The organism is Shewanella sp. 10N.261.52.F9, assembly GCF_041471165.1.
In the GTDB taxonomy this organism is placed as follows: domain Bacteria; phylum Pseudomonadota; class Gammaproteobacteria; order Enterobacterales; family Shewanellaceae; genus Shewanella; species Shewanella marinintestina.
Genome location: NZ_JBFRNX010000023.1, coordinates 251,945 through 274,663, shown reverse-complemented (window position 1 = coordinate 274,663; position 22,719 = coordinate 251,945). Strand labels below are relative to the sequence as shown.

15 protein-coding genes are annotated in these 22,719 nt (G+C 43.5%); 7 read left to right on the top strand and 8 right to left on the bottom strand.

Annotated features, from left to right (window positions below):
* Positions 1-228: 228 nt before the first annotated feature.
* The 3 genes from AB4298_RS15575 (at position 229) to AB4298_RS15565 (ending at position 5,157) form a co-directional block, all read left to right on the top strand.
* Positions 229-3,273, top strand: coding sequence for an EAL domain-containing protein (locus AB4298_RS15575; RefSeq protein ID WP_371987431.1), 3,045 nt, complete (start codon positions 229-231; stop codon positions 3,271-3,273).
* A 98-nt stretch (positions 3,274-3,371) separates the two neighbouring features.
* Positions 3,372-4,709 carry a DEAD/DEAH box helicase gene (locus AB4298_RS15570; protein WP_371987430.1) on the top strand — a complete coding sequence of 446 codons (1,338 nt, stop codon included), beginning with the start codon at positions 3,372-3,374 and terminating at the stop codon, positions 4,707-4,709.
* A 97-nt stretch (positions 4,710-4,806) separates the two neighbouring features.
* Positions 4,807-5,157, top strand: coding sequence for a hypothetical protein (locus AB4298_RS15565; protein ID WP_248998628.1), 351 nt, complete (start codon positions 4,807-4,809; stop codon positions 5,155-5,157).
* A gap of 134 nt (positions 5,158-5,291) precedes the next feature.
* Here AB4298_RS15565 and AB4298_RS15560 read toward each other — a convergent pair whose 3' ends face one another.
* Both AB4298_RS15560 and AB4298_RS15555 read right to left on the bottom strand, forming a co-directional pair.
* Positions 5,292-6,194, bottom strand: coding sequence for a mechanosensitive ion channel family protein (locus AB4298_RS15560; RefSeq protein ID WP_371987428.1), 903 nt, complete (start codon positions 6,192-6,194; stop codon positions 5,292-5,294).
* On the bottom strand, positions 6,195-8,618 hold the full coding sequence (locus AB4298_RS15555; protein ID WP_248998626.1) for an AAA family ATPase: 2,424 nt from the start codon (positions 8,616-8,618) through the stop codon (positions 6,195-6,197).
* Positions 8,619-8,758: 140 nt separating this feature from the next.
* Here AB4298_RS15555 and AB4298_RS15550 point away from each other — a divergent pair, with 140 nt between their 5' ends.
* From AB4298_RS15550 to AB4298_RS15540, 3 genes are all read left to right on the top strand, one after another.
* The gene (locus AB4298_RS15550) at positions 8,759-9,868 is read left to right on the top strand and encodes a CobW family GTP-binding protein (RefSeq protein WP_371987426.1); all 1,110 of its coding nucleotides are present in this window, start codon (positions 8,759-8,761) and stop codon (positions 9,866-9,868) included.
* Positions 9,869-9,954: 86 nt separating this feature from the next.
* Entirely contained in the window at positions 9,955-11,328 is a 1,374-nt protein-coding gene (locus tag AB4298_RS15545; protein ID WP_371987425.1) for an MATE family efflux transporter, read from the top strand.
* A gap of 169 nt (positions 11,329-11,497) precedes the next feature.
* Positions 11,498-12,628, top strand: coding sequence for a TonB family protein (locus AB4298_RS15540; RefSeq protein WP_371987424.1), 1,131 nt, complete (start codon positions 11,498-11,500; stop codon positions 12,626-12,628).
* Between the two features lie 90 nt (positions 12,629-12,718).
* On the opposite strand, the gene AB4298_RS15535 is transcribed toward AB4298_RS15540, so the two are convergent.
* The 6 genes from AB4298_RS15535 to nadK all read right to left on the bottom strand — a co-directional run bounded on the left by AB4298_RS15535 (position 12,719) and on the right by nadK (position 21,940).
* A complete protein-coding gene (locus AB4298_RS15535) occupies positions 12,719-13,288 on the bottom strand; it encodes a LutC/YkgG family protein (protein WP_371987423.1) in 570 nt (189 codons plus the stop codon).
* Positions 13,289-13,292: 4 nt separating this feature from the next.
* Positions 13,293-14,666, bottom strand: coding sequence for a lactate utilization protein B (locus tag AB4298_RS15530; RefSeq protein ID WP_371987422.1), 1,374 nt, complete (start codon positions 14,664-14,666; stop codon positions 13,293-13,295).
* A gap of 8 nt (positions 14,667-14,674) precedes the next feature.
* Complete coding sequence (locus AB4298_RS15525; protein ID WP_371987421.1) at positions 14,675-15,418, bottom strand: (Fe-S)-binding protein; 744 nt, start codon at positions 15,416-15,418, stop codon at positions 14,675-14,677.
* Between the two features lie 394 nt (positions 15,419-15,812).
* Entirely contained in the window at positions 15,813-18,632 is a 2,820-nt protein-coding gene (locus AB4298_RS15520; RefSeq protein WP_371987420.1) for an FAD-binding and (Fe-S)-binding domain-containing protein, read from the bottom strand.
* 100 nt (positions 18,633-18,732) lie between these two features.
* Positions 18,733-20,376, bottom strand: a complete 1,644-nt coding sequence (locus AB4298_RS15515; RefSeq protein ID WP_248998618.1) for an L-lactate permease — start codon at positions 20,374-20,376, stop codon at positions 18,733-18,735.
* 685 nt (positions 20,377-21,061) lie between these two features.
* Positions 21,062-21,940: an NAD(+) kinase gene (gene nadK / locus AB4298_RS15510; protein ID WP_248998617.1), complete on the bottom strand. Its 879-nt coding sequence runs from the start codon at positions 21,938-21,940 to the stop codon at positions 21,062-21,064.
* A 100-nt stretch (positions 21,941-22,040) separates the two neighbouring features.
* Here nadK and grpE point away from each other — a divergent pair, with 100 nt between their 5' ends.
* A complete protein-coding gene (gene grpE, locus AB4298_RS15505; protein ID WP_248998616.1) occupies positions 22,041-22,643 on the top strand; it encodes a nucleotide exchange factor GrpE in 603 nt (200 codons plus the stop codon).
* Positions 22,644-22,719: the final 76 nt, after the last annotated feature.

The following is a 22,719-nucleotide window of genomic DNA, read 5'->3' as shown; positions in this document are numbered from 1 at the left end:
TGAATTTTAGTCATTTAGATTCTATTTTTAAGGTTGAACAGTCGGTTAACCATCTTAGGGGTTTCTTCGTTTATTTCGTTTATTTGGTTTTTTCGGCACAAACAGTCGGTCACAAATCGCGGTTTAAACGACAGTGCTTTATCGGTGTGACACCGAGCTTCCACCATGTTGAATAGATTGATTAAGTTGTAATTTTTTTGCACTTGTTTTCAAGGACGAAGCGTTTTTATGGATCAAAGCTTAATACTTAATTTTATTCAAAATGCCGCACTATTATTGGCAATAGTGTTGGTATATGACGCCTTCCCTCGTAGCCATAAACGTGAGTTGCAACTGCTCCCCAAACTTGGTGTTGGCCTATTGGTTGGTGGCATTACAGTAGGATTGATGCTAATGCCCTGGCAGCATAGCCAAGGGGTTTTCTTTGATTCTCGTACGGTTATATTAAGTATTAGTGGTTTGTTTTTTGGTGGTGTGCCAACTTTAGTGGCTGTACTACTGAGCAGCCTTTATCGTTTAAGTGAAGGTGGACCTACGGTCATATCAGGTATTGGTGCCATTTTTACTTCAGGTCTTTTAGGTTATTTGTGGCGCAAGTTTCGCAAGGGAGAAGTTGGCGATATTCGCTTTAGTGAATTGTTTGCATTTGGTGTCGTCACCAATAGTATTATTTTACTCTGGGGTTTTACCGTACCAGCACAACTCGCACTTAACCTATTTCCTCTGATCATCTTCCCTTTTCTTATTATTTTTCCTGTCACTACTGCATTGTTAGGGACCTTACTATCTCGACGTATTGAAATCACCCGAGATCAAAAAATTCAATTACAAGACCACTTGTTGTTCAAGTCTCATTTTCAAGCGGGCAGCATGGGGATTGCTATCACTGATAAAGAACATTTGTGGTTAAAGGTTAATCCAAATCTATGTGAAATGCTGTTGTACTCAGAAAAAGAGTTAATGCACTTATCTTGGCCAGAGTTAATGCAGGCTCAAGACTATTTTATTTATAAGCATTATTTTAATCAACTGATTGAAGGAGAAATCAATGAGTTTGAGCTAGAAGTTCGTCTTGTAGCAAAAGATGAAAGCATTGTTTATACCCATATGACAGTCGCATGTCAGCGAGAGCAATCTAAAGTCGACTTGGTGATTACAGGTGTACTGAATCGCACCTCTCAAAAAGAGGCTGAAATTGCAGAGTTAGCGAGTCAGGAGCAGCTAGGTTTAGTGTTAGGTAGTTGCGAGCTTGGTTTTTGGGATTGGGATTTAGCTAATGATGTTATGGAGCGAAATGAGCATAGCGCCGCTATTTTAGGTTGTGATATTGATGTTTTAAATCAAGCGCCAAAACTATGGATTAACGCAATTCATTCTGACGACAGAGTTGCAGTTCTTAAATCGATTGATGCACATCTCAATGGCGAAACAGAGCAGTATAAAGTGGAATATCGTATTCGCAATCAAGCAGAAGAAACCTTATGGCTATTAGATACCGGTAAAGTAATGAGCCGAGATGAAAAAGGTAAACCGCTACGGATGTGTGGCATCTATACCGATATTACCGATAGAAAGCGGGTTGAAGAATCTTTACGGCTAGCGGCTTCTGTGTATAACAACAGCAGTGAGGCGATGAGCGTTCAAGATGAACAGGGTTATATTATTAATACCAATGCCGCATTTTCTAAAATAACGGGCTATAGCGAAGATGAAATCAAGCTAAAAAATATCAAGGTATTGCAATGTAACCAAACCAATCGTAATGCTTACAAGCAGATGAACCAAGCGGTTGAAGAAGAAGGGCGTTGGCAAGGTGAGATTTGGCTTAAACGCAAAAACGGCGAGGAGTTTGTGGTTTGGTTGACGCTTAACGCATTGGTTGACGAGCGCGCGGGAACCCAGCGCCGAGTGGCGTTGTTTTCAGATATTACAGATAAAAAACAAGCGGAAAAAATTATTTGGAAGCAGGCCAATTATGATCCGTTAACAGGCTTACCGAACAGGCGTATGTTGTTAGATTATTTAAGTACTGAAATGCTCAGGCTAGATAATGGTGAGCATCGTTTTGCGCTGATGTTTCTAGATCTCGATTACTTTAAAGAGGTAAACGATACTTTAGGCCACGATATGGGGGACAGGTTATTGCTTGAAGCAGCTAAGCGTTTGAAGGCCTGCATTCGCGAAACTGATGTTGTCGCTAGGCTAGGTGGAGACGAATTTACCGTTGTTTTATCAGGAATAACCGATACAAAAGGGGTCGATAAAGTCGCAAAGCATATTTTATCACGCATTGCAGAGCCCTATAAGCTAGGGGACGAGACAGCTTATATTAGTGCCAGTATCGGCATTACCTTATACCCAGACGATGCCTTAACGATTGAAGGGTTACTTAAGCATGCGGACCAAGCTATGTATGCCGCTAAAGGAGAGGGGCGAAACCGCTTCCATTACTTTACGCCATCAATGCAGCGCTATGCTAAACATAGAATGCGCCTTATTCAAGATTTACGGCAGGCGATAGTTAATCAAGAGTTTGAGCTGTTTTATCAACCGATAGTTTGTTTGCAGAGTGAAAAATGTCTTAAGGCTGAGGCTTTGATCCGTTGGCGCCACCCGAAACGGGGCCTAGTCTCCCCAATAGAGTTTATTGCTGTCGCAGAAGAAACTGGATTGATCATTGAAATTGGGAATTGGGTATTTCAGCAAGCTGCGAAGCAAAGCGCATTATGGCGTGATCGTTTTGGAGTAGAAGTTCAGATCAGCATCAATAAATCGCCCGTTCAATTTAGAGATGAAGGCGATAGTTTTGAATCGTGGGCGGCGTTGCTCAAGACCTTAAAGCTAACCAATAACAATATTTGTGTCGAAATAACAGAAGGCTTATTACTCGATAACAGTCATACAATATCGTCTACCTTAGCCATGTATCGCAAATCAGGTATTCAGGTGTCTCTTGACGACTTTGGTACGGGCTATTCATCACTTGCTTATCTAAAGAAATTTGAAATTGATTACTTAAAAATAGATCAATCGTTTACCCGAAATCTCGATAGCAATGGTAATGATTTTACGCTGTGTGAGGCTATCATTGTGATGGCTCATAAACTCGGGATGAAGGTGATAGCAGAGGGAGTTGAAACGGATTATCAACGCCAAGTGCTTGCTGACGCGGGTTGCGATTATGGACAAGGTTACCTGTTTTCTAAGCCTGTACCCGTTGAAGAGTTTGAGCAGGTTTTTATTACCAAGGCAAAAGAAAACAGTGAGGTTTGATCTTGGCTATTATCTGACGCGGTATTTTGCTAGACTCCGCGCTCACTTTTATTGCTTCTACTCCAGCTAGCGAGTACTTAACTCATATTGAGCCGACCATGAACTTTGATGCATTCGATTTACATTCCAAAATTTTAGATGCAGTTTCTGCGCGGGGTTACCAGCAATTGACGCAAGTTCAGTCGCAGGTGCTACCCGTTGCCATGGAAGGTAAAGATATTATGGCTTGTGCCCAAACAGGTACAGGTAAAACTGCCGCGTTTGCACTGCCGTTATTGAATCGCTTAATTAAGGAATATAACTTATTTACAGAAGCTGAAACCGAATTGACTCATGAGTCGAAGGTTAAGGTTTTAGTATTAACGCCGACTCGCGAACTGGCAATTCAAGTTGCCGATAATATCACTGCTTATGCACAGTATTTGCCATTTAAAACCGTTGCCGTATATGGTGGTTCGAACATGAATCCGCAGCGTAAAGCACTCCAGACTGGCGTTGATATTTTGGTTGCTACACCAGGTCGTCTGTTCGATCACATTGGTCAATTTGGCTTGGACTTATCAAATGTGACTCACTTAGTGGTTGATGAGGCGGATCGCATGCTGGACTTAGGTTTTGTGCGCGATATTGAAAAAGTGAAAAAGCTGGTGGCTGCGACTCACCAAACGCTATTTTTCTCGGCAACCTATAGCGACGCAGTTAAAACGCTAGCGGAAAAAATGTTAATTGCGCCAGAGTGGATTAATGTTGCGACCTCAGCCACAGCAAGCCTTATTACCCAAGAAGTTTACTTAGTTGATACTCGCCGTAAAGCCGAGCTGTTGTCAGAGCTTATTGGTCGTAATAACTGGCAGCAAGTATTGGTGTTTGTGAGCACCCGAGAAAGCGCCGAGCATCTTCATGCCGAGCTTAAACTTGATGGTGTTAAAAATGCGGTTTTCCATGGTGAGAAAACTCAAGGTGCGCGAAACCGTGCATTAGAAGAATTTAAATCTGGCAAGTTACGTGTGATGGTTGCAACGGACGTTGCGGCTCGTGGTCTTGATATTGAAGCGCTGCCTTTAGTGATAAACCTTGAATTGCCGTTTGCCGCAGAAGATTACGTTCATCGTGTTGGCCGTACAGGTCGAGCAGGTCTAGCGGGTCGTGCTATTTCATTTGTGTCACCACAAGATCGCGACATGATGCAAGAGATTGAGCTGCTAATTGAGCAAACACTGCCAAGATTGACTATGCCTGGTTATGAAGAGGGCGCACCACTACCTGCGCGCTACCGTGACGTAGTGACCAAACCTGTAAAAGAGAAAGGTCATAATAAGCGTAAGTACGAAGACAAAAATCGTCCCGCTAAAAATGCTGTAGGAAAAAGTAATTTCCGTAGCGCAGCATCGGGTAAAAGTAGCTACGGTCGCTCAAAAGATAAAGCCAAAAAATAAGCTTGAATAAAGCTTTCTTCAGTATGCTAAAGAAGTGAATATACCTAAGGTATGTTCACTTTTTTTATGGGTGATAAATCAACAACAGGAGTCAGAGTTGAGCAAGTTACTAAAGATCTGTGTGCTGACGGTTTTAATTGGTTTACTGACAGGCTGCGGCGAAAAGTCAGTACCTGCGCCAGAGAATAACAACGCCGTTTTGCAACAGAGTAAAACTTCGCCAAACGGCGCTGATGAAGGGCCTAACAATAGCTGTAATCAAGCTTGGTTTGCAAAAGTTGAGCAGCAGTTAACCTCTGGCGATGGTCAAGGACATGGTCCCGATCTTGGCTCGCTTGAATGGCGCTCAGTGATTGAATTTAAACTTGGCATAAGAGGGAAAGCTAATCTCCCTTCTAAAGATTCTGACCTTTGGTGTGATTATATTAATCGTCATTACATCAACTGAGATCCGCTAAAGCAAGGTTGTGGTTTAAGCCGTTATTGCAAAGGCTGATAAGCGATAATGGCTGCAATTTATTTGCGCTTTTGACGTTACGCTGTTTTTCATTAGGTTAATAACAACAGTTTCTTTGCACATCATTAGCGAGAAATTTTAGTGCTTTGTATGATTGTTGGCGGGCAGATACTTTGTTTTTTAAATTCTTGCATTACTCTAAGGGTTATATCAGTCTCAAATAGCTTTTCATATTTTATATCTAGCACATAGGCTTTCAGCGTTAGTTTGATGGCAAAATAGCTGTCGCTAATATCTTGTTTAACTAAGACAACTATTGGCTTAGGTAGGTGGATATAGCGGCTTGATGCAGCCGCTTCACGAATGATATCACTGGCTAAGGTAAGATCTTGGTCAAGGGCGACATAAAACGGGATCACCACCTGCATATCTAAAGCACCGTAATTACCGCTAATCACCACGTCACTTAAGAACTTGCTATTGGGGATCGTGATAATGTCATCGGTTAGAGTCTGCATACGTACTGAACGTAAGCCGATAGTGACGATGTCGCCATAGTGGCCTTCAAATGTCACTCTATCACCGACTTGAAACGGCCTGTCTATCATTACCGTTAAGCCTGCAATAAACGAGGCGGCGAGATCTTTCATCGCAAAACCAATTGATACCGCCAAGGTGCCACCAATAAGAGTGAGTACTCTATCATCGACTCGAAAACTGAGCATGAAGACCGAGATCCCTGCGGTCATATAAACAAAGAACTGAAAGAAGGATTGCAGCTTTTGCGCTAGCATACGCCGTTGTGCAAATTGATTACCGATTGAATCTACCAAGTTCTGGGTAAACTTAAGCATTAGCCAGGCAATAAACACCACGATAAGCGAGATGAATACGCCGCTCCAGCGGATCAAGCTGGCGATTTCAGTCAGGCTATCTAGGTTCGCAGGGCTTGATTCGGCGTAGGCTGGCAGGGCTGCACATAATAAAGCGCCGCTGACGAATAACCTAAAGAGGTGGTTTATCTTCATCTATTTCACCAATAAGTGCTGATTATGGAGCGTGTTAGTTATATATCTAAACCAATGGGCGGATATGCGGGCTTTATCATCAACGAGCTCAACAAAACCGCGATTTTGAAAATAACGCAGGGTATTAAGCACTTCAGAAAAGCCTAACTGGGTGCAGTCAGATAGCTCTTCAGCTGAGGCTACCTCCAGCTGCACAATCGCACGCAGGACAGCCAACATAGGTTTAGGCATGGTTTCTAATTCTTTGGCATCAGGGGCACTAAAGATCCTTACAAACACGTTACCGTTAGTTTTATCTTTATGTAGCGACATTCTAAAAAATCGCAGTGCAACGGTAGGATTGCCGTCAGAGTAGTCCCATAGAATACGGTAAAATCCTTGCTCTGCTCGTTGCAGTTCACTGAGATCTTGCTCATCCCATTGCCGAGGCAGTTTTAATCCGGCAAAACTCAAGGCATATTCTCCTTCGGTATCTATTCTGCTACACAGTAAGGCGGCTATTTGCTTTTCGTTCCAGCGCGGCATAGCAATGACTTTGTCGAATAACAAACGCTCTCCACGGGCGCGATCAATAAAGCGCCATGCTGATTGCTCCATGCCGATAACGGCGCCATGTTGGTTTCTACCGCGGCGTAATAATTTACTGAGCTTCATTAAGTCGGTGAGCCCGTTCACTTTCGGACTCACTAGGCGCTGACAATTATCAATGCATAGGATGTATCTATATTCTGATTGGCGCAGATGGCTGATGAGTTCGGCCTCATTGGCTTCCCCTTCTAGACCAAGCGATGCATTAATTTCAGCAATAAGCGGCGTATAGCCACCGTAAGGGCAATTTACATAGATAGCGTGTTCTGATTTCGACCGGTGCAGTAGCTGCTTGAAAAGTGTGGTTAAGCCTAAACCTCGTTCACTGTAAACCAATGCTAGCGCGGGGATAGGGGCAAGAACATATTGTGCCAGTTCATCTAGTTCGTTTTTTGCGTAATCTTCAATTAACTCACTGTCTTCATGGCCAGGTTGTACGTATAAAAAGGTATCGTCACCTTTTATACGTACCATATTGCTGTTTTCTTTATCGGCTAAGCTTTGTTTGGCCACTTCCACTCTGAAAAAGTAGGCTATTGCATGCTTAAAGGCTTGGTAGCGTGAGAGGTTATTAAACAGTTCTTGGAAAGCACGCAGGTAAAATAATCTGAAAATACCCAGTAGCGTTGCAACAGGTGACAATAGCCAATTGTTTTGGACTTTTATTGCCCAAGCAATGTAATCCGGATGATCATCATCTAAGCTTAATTGCTTGAAAACAATACTACGCCAATCGACGAGTGTCTTAATGAGTAAGATGAGCAGCAGTAGCAATATAACTGTTTCAACCCAGGCGTAAATAGTGCCTTGATAAACACTGAGGGCGGTGGATTTTAAGGTGATCCCCGCGGCCATGATTAACCATACCCAGCGTTTGAGGGTGGCAACACGTAAAGTAACAATCTCAGACTTATTATTGTGGTGGCTATGGTGGGCGGTAAATTCGCTGAGTAAGCGAATAATAATGGCGGCAGAAAATGCCCAGTTAACGATAATCTTTAAATAGCTAACACTGTTAAATCCCGGCAAAGCTTCTAATAAACTCATCGCCAATGAGATGGCAATAAACCACGCTAACGTTTTGTGTATTTTATTTAGGTATCGCCAAAAAATACCGCTTAGTGGTTCTCTTTTTACTCGTACCGATTTATTTTTTTCTAGCTGAGCCAAGATAAGCCTAGGCCCAATATTGAGCCACCATCTCAGTATGACAAAAATGATAATTAACTTAACGATGAGCACTAAAAGAGGGAAAGGAGATACTGTTAAGTCTGCTGTAAAGTCAGTGAGGTTTTTTAATTGTGACACGAGCTGAAAATTCAGCACCGCCTCTGCGCTTTGAGCTTCAAGCAGGATTTGCCTAACACCATCAGGGCCAAAGCCTGTGAATTTGTCATAAATTCTCGGGCTTACATATTGCAGTAATTCAGCCTTATTTCTGTTTAAACTGTCGAGTGATAACTTAGTACTATTGACCTGAGCCCAGTTAACCGCACTGGGAGTGGCTTTATAACTCTGTAATTGGTTTTTTAGTAGTTGGCAATGAGCTTGTTGTTGGTTAAATACGCTTAATAGCAGGTTAGCTGCGCTATTTTGACTGCGAATTGTGGCAAGGTGTAACTCTGGAAGAGCGTTCACCTTGGCGTCGATGTTTTGGCTTGCTTCTGTTAATACGGGAGTATTTACATCGCTCCATTGCTCTGCATCACATGGGGGCGCAAGTACTATTGCCATTAGCAAGTTCGCCATTAGCAAGAGTGGCGCATAGAGTAGTTTAACGGACATAGATTGGCGTCGCTCCATCGGTAAATCGCTGATTTCCCCTGTAATCAACATAGCATACGCTGTAGATTTTGACGAAGTTATAGCCAGCTCTAAACATTGATAAAATCAGTACAATCCTTGTTAGTAGGGTGACAACTTCGTGTATTAACGATTAGACTCTGTGCCAATTTGAAAATAGCTGAGTCAAAGCCATGATCCACAAAATTATTCCAACGAATGTGATTACCGGTTTTTTAGGTGTCGGTAAAACGTCTTTAATTAAAAGCCTGTTACGCCATAAGCCTGAAGGTGAGGTATGGGCGGTGTTGGTTAATGAGTTTGGTGAAGTAGGCATTGATGCAGGACTGATAGATAGCACCGAGGCTAAGGTTCAAATTAAAGAAGTGGCTGGTGGGTGTATGTGCTGCGCAGCCGGCGTTCCGATGCAGGTGGCAATAAACCAGCTTATTGCTAAAGCGAAGCCAGATAGATTGCTGATTGAACCAACAGGTTTAGGGCATCCTAAAGAGGTACTAAAGGTACTCACTCAGCCACATTATCAGCAAGTGTTGGCGATGAAAGCCTGTATCACTTTAGTGGATGCCAGAAAGTTGTCTGACACTCGTTATACAGAGCATGAGATTTTTAATCAGCAATTACAGGTGGCTGATGCTGTAATTGCCAGCAAATCTGATCGTTATGCAGCATCATCACTCGGTCAACTAACTGACTATTTGGCGCGAGTACGACAGGCAAATAATATCGATGATCAGCTTGCTAATCATCCGTTAGAGAATCATCAGCTAGAAATCGTGCCGTGGAGTTTACAACAGGCAGATGAAAGTATTGCTCAGGTGATGGCGCTATTGTCACAGTCTCATCAAACAACTCATACGACGAAAGCCGTTATTGGCTCGTTTATCCAGCCTGCGAGCACACCAAGGTTAGTGGATATTAATTATAGCCCACTATTTTCAGAGGCTGAACCTGAGCAAATAGTGCAATTTGATCCTCGTGGGATCCTATGTAAGCTTAATCAAGGTGATGGTTTTTATAGCTATGGCTGGGTGTTTGATCCAAGTTATGAATTCGACTTTGACCAGATCCTATCTTTTATTAAAAGCTTACAGGTTGCACGAGTTAAAGCGGTAATGATCACCGAAGAGGGCATTGCCGGTTTTAATGGTGTCGATGGTGAGCTATCGGTTGTTGAACTTGATGATGCAATGGACTCTCGCATTGAGTTGTTGTCTATGTCAGAAGTAAACCCTCAAGACATCGAGGCGGCATTATTACAAGCTGCAACTCGATTAGGTGCATAATTGCATTGTGGTTGTAATACTGACAGTGGCACTTAAAAATAAAAATTTAGAGACCTGATAAATAAAATAATAATTAGAGCATTATCATGACAGAACACACAGTCGCCGTTGGTAATACCGAGCCTGTAAATAAAGAATCACCTATGGTGACAGAGCCTATCGCTAAACTGTTTTGGCGCTATAGCATTCCTACTATTTTATCTATGTTAGTGACCGGAATTTACGTCACCATTGACGGTATGTTTATTGGTCACTATCTAGGCGAGGTGGGGCTAGCCGGTATGATTTTGGCTTACCCAATTGCGGCCATTCTCTATGCTATCGGTGCAACTTTAGGTATGGGCGGAGCGGCGTTAGTCTCCATTCATCAAGGTCAAGGTGAGCCACATATTGCACGGCGGATCTTGGGCAACACCTTTAGTTTATGCCTTATATCTGGGCTTATCACAACGATATTGGGTTGTTACTTTTCAAGAGACATTCTGGTTTTGCTTGGCGCAGAAGGTGAGGTGCTAAATAGCGCTGATGACTATCTGTTTTGGTATTTCGCTTTAGGTACATTCCCCATCGTGTCGATGGCGTTTAGCGCACTTTTACGTAATGACGGTCGCCCAGGATTCGTCACCTGTGTATTAATTTTAGGTGGTGTACTAAACACTATCCTTGATTGGCTACTCATTGTGGTATTCCCCTATGGACTAATGGGGGCAGCCATTGCCACCATGATTTCTCAAGCTGTTACCGGTGCCTTGTGTTTGCAGCACTTTTTTTCCAACAGAACTGAGTTAGGAATTAACCTTGAGCAGATGAAGCTGAAGTGGGATCACTGCATCAATATTATCCGTGTTGGCACCCCAAGCTTTTTAATGAACATGTATCTGACCGTGGTACTGACATTACACAATGTGGCGTTTCTTACGGTGGGCACACCTTTGCACGTGGCAGCTTATGGCGTGGTCAGTTATACCGAAGCTTTCTTCTACCTGCTATTTGAAGGTATCGCCTTTGGCGTGCAGCCTATTTTGAGTTTTAATGCTGGGGCAAAACGCTTTGATAGAGTGAAGCAGGCATTAAAAATGGCTTTCACTGTTACGCTAATATGTGCGGCGCTAGGGCTTATCTTTATTTATTCAGTGCCGCAATTGTTTGTGTATATTTTTGCTGGCGATAACACCTTACTCACGCCAATCGCCACCGAGGGCATGCGCTGGTATTTCTGGGGCTTACCGATGGAAGGTTTATTACTGGTGGGGGCATCATTTTTCCAAGCAATTAATTACTCAAAAGAAGCCTCTATTTTAACGGGTGCAAAACTGATTTTATTCGCTGCCATTTTATATGTGTTTGCCTGGGCTTTTGGGGTGCCGGGTGTGTGGATTTCATTAGCGACTTGCAGCACGATTTTGGTGATTTGGATGGCGTGGATAATGAAGCGAACTAATAGCAAGTTTATGGCTTAGGTAGAAAATGATAAATGCCGTTAATTAACAATCGCTGCTTTGTGGCTGTTATAACCGCGGTTGATTTTCATTGTCCCTCATGCGAAAGTTGCATTAGTGAAATTTAAGCAATTGACAGAAGAACAAACATAACCAATAGCAGTAGTGCTTGATGAAATAAGGACTTTTCATGTTTAAGACTTCAATAAAATCTAATCTATTTAAAGCTGCTATATTAACGAGTGCGCTTACAGTAACTGCAGCCGCTTACGCCTCTGAATTTGGCGATGTATATTCAGCGTATCAAACCGCGGTAACAGAAAAAAATAAAGCCGACACAGAGCGTTATGCATTGCAATCTTATGAGCTAGGTAAGGTTAAGTTTGGCGCTGACAGTATAAATACCGGTAATTTAGCGTTAAATGCTGGCAATGCGTTAATTGCTAATATGTCTAAGCAAACCTTTGAAAAAGAGGTAAAACAGAAGGCGAAAGTGCTACAACCACAAGCATTTGAGCTTTATGAAGAGACATTAAAAATTTACCGTGAGCGTTATGGTGACGATGGCATCGAGCTTATCGATCCACTTTTGGGATTAAGTGACGCCAGCAGTAAAAAATATGCTCGTGAATATCTAGATGATGCACTTGATATCGCCGAAGACTCAGATAATGCAATGGTCATCGCTGATACTAAGATGGCTTATTTTGAGCGATTAGTAAATTCACGTTATTACACCCGTAAGGTGCGCAATTATGCGTTTGATGCGCATGAGGCCTACAGTGAATTGCTTCCAGAAGATGCGATGAAGCGAGTACTCAACAGCTTTAGAGTAGCAAATATACGTTTTGCCGAAAAAGATTATGATGAATCCGAAGCGCTATTTTTAGCTGTTATTACGCAATTTCAAAAGCTTGATTATAATCACCCATACGAGTTGGCCGCTCATGCCAAGTTAGTACAGATTTATGAGCTTGATGGCGAAAGTGAAAAGTCGACTCAGCATTGTATTGCGATTGGTAGTATGAAGCCTTGGAAAGAGGATATTGAGCCAACGCCACTGTTTCGCAAAAATCCCGATTATCCGATATCTTACGCTCGCATGGGTAAGAGTGGTTCCGCTCAGCTAAGTTTTACTATTGATGAAATGGGTTTTGTAAGAGATCCTGTTGTTATTGATACGATTGGCGGTGAAAAGTTTGCAACTGAGTCACTACTGGCATTAAAGCAATGGCGTTATGCGCCTAAGTTTGTTGATGGTAAAGCGGTTGAGGCCAAAGAGGTGAGGGTTCAGTTAGAGTATTATATCGAGAAAAGGTAAAGTACTGATCAGTTTGTATTGTGTTCACAGCTGCTGAAAAAGCCCTAATTGTGATTAGGGCTTTTTTGATTTTGATCAATGGTGGTTGGGCTACACCAAGTAAACGTTAAGACTACAGGCGCCGTGGGCGCCAACAACCAAGGCTTGTTCAATGTCAGCTGTTTTAGATGGTCCTGCGATAAAAGTACCGAACTCACCTGAATCCAACGTTATACGGCTCGCAGCTTGATGCATATTAGCCACAATGGTTTTTGCCTCTAGTACGAGAAACAGGTTTTCACAGATAAACGGCGTAACACGATGGCCAAGGTTTTTATTATTAACCCAGATAGCACCATTTTCCGCCACACCTAAATCACCAGGGATCACCGCGTAATCAATATCTCTTAGTTGATGGGCTGTATCGGTGACTTCACGGTTACCTATAATACCGTCAACCATAGAGATAATTTGCATGCCCTGTGCAATATGTTCATCAACTTGAGTTTGCAGCTTAGCTAAACCACCCTCACGGTGCAAAGTGCCAGCAACTGTGTTGAGGCTCGTTTCAAATTGCCCAACTACATCATCGATACGGGGTGCGATGTCAATAACTGGCATAGCTTGAGGCGCAATCGCTGCGCTTTTTAGCGCGTTAAGAATCTCGAGTTTGCTAGACATGTTTTTAGCCTCTGTTTTTCTTAAACCAAGCTTCAAAGCTTGAGTTAGGTGCTACTGGTAACTCGCGGTATTTCCCCCAAGCGCCTGAAAATGGCTTGAGTAAGCTACCCGGTAGAATTTTAAGCGCTGTACGCGCCACACTCATTGAGCAGTTAAGCGCGGTTTCGCTGGCCATAAACTTACCTACTAATGGCATGTAACTGGCTTTGCCATAAGGCAGTTTGCCGGCTTCCGCTTTGAGGCGTCGATGATGATGGATAATCTTATCTAGTGGTACTTTAGTTGGGCACACATAAGAGCAGCTACCACATAAAGTACAAGCCCACGGGATTGAATTGGTATCATCATTTTTAGCGCCTACTGCAATACCGATAGGACCTGGAATGGTGTAGTTGTAGCTGTAACCACCTGATCGGCGATAAACAGGGCAAGTATTTAGGCAACCACCACAGCGAATACATTTTAATGATTCCGCTAAAATTTTGTCTTTGAGCATATCAGTACGGCCGTTATCGACAATAATCACATGCATCTCGCCGCCATCTTGTGGGCCACGATAAAACGAGCTGTAAGTGGTAATAGGCTGGCCGGTTGCGTTTCTGGCAAGCGTACGCAATAGAACCGCCGCGCTATCAATATTCGGCACTATCTTGTCTATGCCCATCGAATGCAATTGCAACTTAGGTAAGTTAGCGCCCATATCGGCATTACCTTCGTTGGTACACACCACAACAGCACCTTTATCGGCAATCGCCATATTCACCCCTGTCATAGCCGCATCGGCCGACAAGAATTGCTCACGCAGATGTGCACGGGCGGCGCGAGTTAGATAAAGTGGGTCAGAAGCGCCAGCATCAGTACCCAGTTTGTCATGGAATAGATCGCCTACTTCCTCTTTTTTTAGATGAATCGCCGGTACCACAATATGTGATGGTGGCTGGCCAGCTAGCTGAATAATACGCTCACCTAAATCGGTATCAATCACCTCAATGCCGCGCTCATCTAAATAAGGATTCATGTGACATTCTTCGGTAAGCATCGACTTAGATTTTACTAGTTTTTTTACTTCATGCTTGGCCAAAATGTTGTGCACAATACGGTTATGCTCTGCGCCATCTTTGGCCCAGTGCACTTGAATATTATTATTTAGACAGTTTTGCTCAAACTCTTCTAAGTATTGCGCTAAGTGAGTAAGCGTATGCAGTTTCATCTCTGAGCCGATTTGGCGCAGTTGTTCCCATTCCGGCAAACTCCCTGCTGCGCGGTCACGTTTTTCACGTAGCATCCAAAGTGCTTTTGAATGCCAATCGACTCGAGATTCATCTTTACAAAAAATCTCCGCTTTATGGGCATGAACAGCTGATGTTGAAGTCGACATAAGTCCTCCTAAAGCGCGGCGTTAATGACTTGAGCAATATGGCGAGTCTCTATCGGCAGCTTTTGCCTTCTCACCATGCCATCGATATGGAGCAAGCAAGATGGATCAAAGCCAACAGCATAAGCTGCGCCCGTTTCAGCATGGGCTTGTGCTTTATCTTTGCCCATTTTGGCAGATACAGCACCTTCATCGAGGGCAAAAGTACCACCAAAACCACAGCATTCATCGCGGCGGTCTGGATAGACAATTTCAATTTCAGGAATGGCGGCCAGTACGGCTTCGAATTTGTTCATTCTCGGACCCATTTGCTCGCTAGGGGTCGCTAAGTCCAGCATACGAATGCCATGGCAGCTCATTTGTAGGCTGATCTTGTGTGGGAAGGGTTTGCTAAATGCTGGAATAGGAGAAACATCGTGCAGAAATTCGGTAAGCTCATACAGCTTATCAATCACAGCTTGTGCTTCAGGGCTGCTATCAAACTCGTGGAAGTTTTCTTTTGCCGCCACAAGACATGAAGCGGCAGGACACACGATGGCATCACACTCAACGCCTTTAAAAGCATTAAGCAATTTCAAGGTGGTTTTTTTGGCTTCGTTATAGCAACCAGAGTTAGTCATTGGCTGGCCGCAGCAGGTTTGCCCTTGAGGCAATATGACTTGATGACCGAGTTTTTCTAATAATTCTAAGGTGGCGATCCCCACTTCTGGAACCATCTGGTTGACTAGACATGGAATGAAAAGGGCTATCTTCATTGTAGTTTCTCTTCTATTTTTTCAGACATTGTTAGCGACTTTTAACCGTAGGAAATAACCGTAAAAAGTAACCGCAAAAAAGCCTGCTCTAGAAGCCGACTTCATCTCAAACGGATATTCGCCTTTATTTACTCACTTAATAAATATAGGCCGATACCCCTATAAAAAGTAGTGCTAATTTAGTAAATAAACTTAGCGACTTTTGCAAAAATGAAAACAATATATATAATTGTATTTCAAGGTTAATTTGGCTTTCTGTGGCTTTGTTGGATAAGGAGGTATCTAAAAATGGTTAGTTGGGTCAGCGTGAGGTGAAGGTTTATGCGAGGTCAGGAATGTTAGGGGCAAGAGCAGCCCCTAACTGGGTGTTGATACGGTTATTTTAACGTAATTATCAGCGGGTACATTCTTCTAAAAGGTACGCCAGATGACGATAAGAGATACCACTGTGTTGAGTTAAGCCCACTTCACACATACGGTTAGCGTAGTAGCCTTCACTAACATCAACAGGGATGAGTTTTTTAATATTACGCAGGGCGCTGGCGTTGATTTCAGGTTTATAAAGGCCTTTTTCACCGGCGTAACCACAGCAATCTATACCTGCAGGGCGAACAGTTTGCTGACTACAAGCCGCAATAATCGCTTCCATTTTAGGTTCAAGCTTCATCTTACGTGCGCTACAACCTAAGTGCAGGGCTACTGCAGGCTTCTTACGACTAATAGTCAGCTTATCAAGCAGTTTGTCATGGATGAAATCAACCATATCGACAATTTCTACTTTTTCTGTCAGCGATTTGTCACCGGCTAATGTACGGTAGGTACATGATAGGGCGTCGATAATTACTGGTAACTTACCACCTTGAGTCATAGCTGCTACCGCTTCGATTAGCTCTATGCGTTTAGCGTCGGCATTTTTAAAATCACCTTTTGATTCCCACATTTGACCGCAACATAAGTCGCGAGTCTTCTCTGGGGTGATCACGTTATAACCTGAGCGTTCAAGCAGGGTGACAATGACTTCTGGTAAGCTGCGATTATCAGGATCTTTTGGTGTCGGACCAAAAGTACGACCACCACAGGCCGGGAAGTAAACCACGGTTTCTTGACCAGGTATAGGTGCGCTAAGCTTAGGCAGTTTACCGCCCTTTGGAAAATCAGGGTTCCAATAAGGCACTTCTTTACTTACCACGCGACCGGCTTTCATTATTGCGCCAGTTATCGCGCTACCGGTAATTTTGTGCACCGTACCAAGGGCATTGAAGCCAGTGCTAATCACTTGGTTAACCGCGCCAAAGTGTTTGGCTTGAAAGTCGAGTACCTTTTGCTCTGTAGTACTGATATATGGCGTTCTCAGTTTGCGTACAAGGTTACCCATGCTGTTATCGACAGGGCAGGCGATAGTACAGAGCTGACAGGCAGCGCAGGTATCTACAACGTCATATTTTGCCGCTGCGCGCATTTCGCTAGCGGCTTGCTTGTCACCGGATTGTTCTAGACGCTCAATTTCACGCAAGGTTGCAATACGCTGACGCGGCGACATATTCAGTGCAGAGGTAGGGCAGGTTTTCTCACAAAATCCGCATTCAATACACTTGTCGACTAAGTCATCGACCACAGGGCAAGGTTTGATATTCTTAACGTGAATCTGGCTGTCGTCGTTAAGAATAACACCTGGGTTTAATAATCCTTCAGGATCAAAAATCTGCTTAATACGCTTCATCAAGGTATAAGCGTCGCTGCCCCATTCCATTTCAACAAAAGGCGCCACCGCCCGGCCTGTACCGTGCTCGGCTTTCATTGAACCGTCGTATTTATTGATCACCATCTCGGCAACGTCTTGCATAAAGGCATGGAAGCGCTCAATGTCGGCCTGAGAGTTAAACGTTGGGGTAATGATGAAGTGGAAGTTACCCGCAAGAGCATGACCATAAATAACCCCCTCAGGGTAATTATGCTTATGGAATAACTCAGTTAAATCATTTGCTGCTGCGGCTAAGTGTTCTAGTTCAAAAGCAACATCTTCAATAATAACTGAGGTGCCTTTAGGGCGCTCACCACCGATAATGGGGAATAGACCTGAGCGCATTGCCCAGTATTGGCCAAATACAGCAGGGTCATCACTGAAGGTAATAGGGCGCTCAGTTTCGATATGAGCAAGCTTCGCGATAACGTCTTGGGTATAACTGTCTAACGTTGATTTGTCGTTAGCGCGTGACTCAATCAACAAGATTGCAGCGCCTTCAGGCAGTTGGGCCAACCATTCTGGCATGCCCGCTTTACCGGTTACGGCTTTGATTGATGCCCAGTCTAGTAGCTCGGCTGCTGCTACGCTATCGCCCACTATGGGTGGCACGGCGCGCGCGGCATCTTCCATATTAAAAAATACCGCCATGGCTGATGCTTTAAAGCGTGCTTCATCAACAGTGTTGTAAGTGACCTCTTCTACAAAGGCGAGTGTGCCTTCAGCGCCGACAATTAGGTGATTAATTAACTCAAAAGGATCGCTAAAGTCCACTAAGGCGTTAAGGCTATAACCTGTTGTGTTTTTAATGGAGAATTTTTTGCGAATTCGTGCAGCAAGCGTGCTGTTGTTAATCGTTAACTGTGCCAGCTCGGTTAGTTCTTGTAAAAGCTGAGGGTGCGATTGACTAAATGCCGCTTTTGACGCTTCACAACCCGTATCTAGCTCCGTGCCATCGGCAAACAGCAATTTGGCTGAAGCGATAGTTTGGTAACTGTTTTGCGCGGTACCACAGCACATACCAGAGGCGTTATTTGACACAATGCCGCCGATTTTTGCTGAAGCCAGAGTTGCTGGATCTGGACCAATTTTCTTATTTAATGGCTTTAATACGGCGTTGGCATCGGCGCCAATAACGGCAGTACCTAAAGTAATTTGTGATGCATCTTCGCTAACCGTCAATGTTCTAAAGCCATCATGGCCAAGAATTAGCAAAATACCTTCGCCAATTGCTTGGCCTGATAAACTGGTACCGGCAGCACGAAAGGTCACAGGTGCTCCGTAAGTACGGGCAATGGCAAGGGTGCGTTTGGCTTGCTCTAAGGTATCGGCATGCACCACGATTTCAGGCACGATGCGAAAGTAACTGGCATCAGTTGACCAGGCAAAGCGGCGTACAGGGTCGTTAGTTGCGGCTTGTTCACCAACTTGTTTACGTAAATCTCTTAATACAGCTTCATAATTAATCGACATTTTTTTATCTCACACACATCTTTTGAGTGAATAAAGTCGCAGTCTATGCGGCTTTTTCGATATTATTATTTTGTTTTTTTATTGTTCAGCAATGAGGAGGCTAGAAGCCACCCCAAATTGCAGCGATAGTACCGGCGACTAAAGCATAGCCTAGTGCCACTGGCATCGTCTTGCGGATAATTTCTGATTCACGTCCCGCCATGCCTACAACGGTTGCAGCTGCCACAACGTTCATCACGCACATCATGTTACCGGCGTTAGCGCCAATGCCTTGCATCGCCAAAATCAGCGCATGGTTAGCGCCAATATTGTCGGCAACACTGTATTGTAGGCCTGAGAACATCATATTTGAGAAAGTGGCAGAGCCGGATAAGAAGGCACCGAAGATACCGACAATCGGCGAAACCCAAGCCCACACTGCGCCCATACTATTTGCCAAGGTATCGGCAAGCGCCACTGGCATAGAAGCAAGACCCGAGGCATTTTCACCTGAGTTGAGGAAGATTTTGACCATAGGTACTGATGCACCTAGAGAGATAATCGTCGGCACCATAGATTTACACGAGACAGAGATTGATTCTTTTATCGCAGGTGACTTCATTCTAAAGAGGAAGAAACCTAAGATACACACTAGGACAAAGAAAGCCCCTGGCGCGTACAGTGTGGCAAATCCCGCCTTTAACTCAGTACCTAGTAATCCGGTCCAGCTGATATTAAAGCTCGATAACCAAGCTTTAAGCGGCGCTACTGTGCGTGATAACACGAGTAGTGCAGCCATAATTAAATAGGGTGACCACGCAGCAAGCTGAGAAAATTTAACTTCAGTGGCTAGATCTTCACGTTTTTGGCCATCATTTTCTGCAAAATCATTCCATTGCTCTTTTGGTAGTAAGTAACCTTTTTTAGCGACAGGGATCACCACAGCCATACCGACAAGTGCACCAATAACTGATGGGAATTCTGGGCCAGCAAAGTAGTTAATTAGCCAAGCAGGAACAGTAAAGGCAAGACCGGCAAATAGCGCAAACTTCCAAATTGCTAAACCTTCTTTAAATGACTTATTACGCCCAAAGAAGCCCGTCAGAATAGCAACCATAGTTAACGGGATAAGCGTGCCGGTCACTAAATCAATGGTTATCATATGCATGGCAATAAACTGCGCGAAATCCGCAAAACTACCACCATGTTGGGCGATTTGCTCGGCTGCCATATTGGCGCCACCTTGGGTTAAGCCTTGCTCCATACCAAATAGTACTGGTAGGCCAATTGCACCAAACGAAACCGAAGTTGAGTCAGCAATTAAGGCGACAACTGCTGCGCCAATAGGTGGGATCCCAAGCAATACCAGCAGTGGCGCACCAATTGCAGCGGGGGTACCAAAGCCTGCCGAACCTTCGATAAAGGAGCCAAATAGCCAACAGATGATGATTACCTGTACGCGGGCGTCGCCACTAATGTTGGTAAAGCCTGCGCGTATAGTATCCATTGCGCCAGAATATTTAAGGGTATTAAGTAAGAATACCGCGCCAAAAATAATGGTGAGCGGCGTTAATGCTGATAGCAAGCCCTCTACCACCGAAGCGGCTAAAAAAGTGGTATCCATTTTCCAGATAAATACAGCGGCAAGACCGGTAAAAACCATGGAGATTGGCATAGCCCTAGATGCGGGCATCCGCAATAGGACTAAAAACAGCATTACGCTGATAATTGGCGTTAAGCTTGCGAGTAGTTGAATAAAGGTCATGCGTGCCTCGTTTGATTTATATTTCTGTATCTAACTTCAATTTCTACTTCAAATAGCTAAATTTGAGTGGCTCACTTCTTTGGTTTTGTTATCAATCCACCTATTAACTTTTAGTTGTAATGGATTAAGGTGTGTACTAAACGTGATTTAGCATTTTACAAATATGATCTGGATCATACTCCCCCCTAATTGTGGTCGATAATGCCATTAGTGAGAGCGATCACAGTTTTACTTGTTGTGTAGGTGTGATCTTGATCACTCAAAATATTGGTGGTAGTGCTAGGGTTTGATGGTTTTTAGGTTGGAGATAGGAAAAATAAGTGTAGAAGGTATCAAAATGTATCTGATGGCGGTGAGAATAGCCTTTATTTGATCGTAAACTTTCTTAATCGATATTGACTAATGAGCTATTCCAGCTCTGCAAGTGTGATCTATATCTCTATTTTGGCTTTAGCTATTCGGTTTTAATTATCATTATTAACCTAAGTTAATGTTTATGTTGATTTAGTAGTTTAAAGGAAAACGATGCTGTTTTTAACGTCAAGTTTTGAACAAAGTAAAAACTGTAGTTTACTAACAGCTAATGTTAGGAAATGTACGGACTGATTAGATGAGAGCTACGAGAAAGTTTGCCGATAGCACAAAGTAGACTACCGGCGAGATATTATCTTTATACTGATTGCTATTAGAACAATTTACTACCCCAACCAAGCTTAGTTCGCAGTACGTGAAAATAGTTATGACCTTTTGGGTGCACCAGTCTTAAGGTTTCTTCACTACGTTTAATGATGATTTCATCACCGGGTAACACAGAAAGGTGTACATGGCCATCACAGCTCACTTCTAAGTTGTCGCCGTTATGGGGAGAAACCTTTAATTTGATAATACTCGCGGCATCAACAACAATTGGCCTGCATGAAAGTGTATGCGGAAACATAGGCACTAAGATCATTGCTGCAAGGTTAGGGGTTAAAATAGCACCGCCAGCAGAAAGCGAGTAGGCGGTTGACCCTGTCGGTGTTGAGATAATCATGCCGTCTGCGCGTTGGCTATACATGAATTTGTCATCAATATAGACTTCAAACTCAATCATATGCGCGATTTTACCCGGGTGAAGTACGGCCTCGTTTACTGCTGTATTGCTAGATTTCAGTTCGCCATGGCGATGCACTTCAGCTTCAAGTAAAAAGCGCTGCTCAATTTCAAATTCACCTTCGAGTACTTTTGATAATGCTTCTTCAAATGAATCCGGAGGTAAATCAGTTAAAAAGCCTAAGTTACCACGGTTAACCCCGATAACCCCGATATTGAACCTTGCAAGGACTCGCGCAGCACCAAGCATATTACCGTCACCACCAACAACGATGGCTAAGTCACACTGTTTTCCTATTTCTAATAGGTCTACCGACTGAGCAAGAGGTCCAAGCTCACCAGCGACGCGTTCTTCGACTAATACCTTATAGCCTTGCATGCTTAGCCAGTGGTGTAACCTTTTTAAGGTCTGAGTCGTCCCTTTATGGTTGGGCTTACCAATTAGACCAATTGTTTGAAACGTATTGCTCATAATTTATGTTAGATCCAGCTTTAGGCCTTGAAACCTTAAATTTGATCCCCATAATATGCCCAGAGCATGCAGAAACAAAGCATTTTTAGCTGGAGCAAAAATGAGCAACGAAACAAACAAAGCACAAGATAACCAAGTTGAAGAGATCGTCGAAGGCGAATTGCTTAACGAAAATGGCGTTGAAGCGACTGATGAAGGCGCTTTAATGGATGAGCTAACTCAAGCAAACTTCCGTGTTGAAGAGTTGGAAAAAGCTTTGCAAGAAGCTGAAGCTAAAGTGGAATCACAGAAAGATTCTGTGATCCGAGCTGCTGCTGAAGTTGATAATATTCGTCGTCGTTCGGCAATGGATGTAGAAAAAGCGCATAAGTTCGCTTTAGAAAAGTTCATCAACGAATTACTCCCTGTATTAGATAACATGGAGCGTGCATTACAAGGTACCGATGCAGAAGCTGAAGCGACTAAAGCAATCTATGAAGGTGTTGAACTAACCGCTAAAGGTTTCGTCAGCACTGTTGAGAAGTTTGGTTTAGTTCAAGTTGATCCACAGGGTGATGCATTTAATCCTGAACTTCATCAAGCGATTGGAATGCAGCCAAGCGCTGATTTCCCTGCAAACACTGTAATGATGGTAATGCAGAAGGGCTACACATTGAATGAGCGTTTACTGCGCCCTGCAATGGTAATGGTTTCTCAAGGCTAATTTTTAGCTTGAAACATAACTGTATTCATTTAGTGCTGAGTATAGACAATAAAAAAGGACTGCTTTCGCAGTCCTT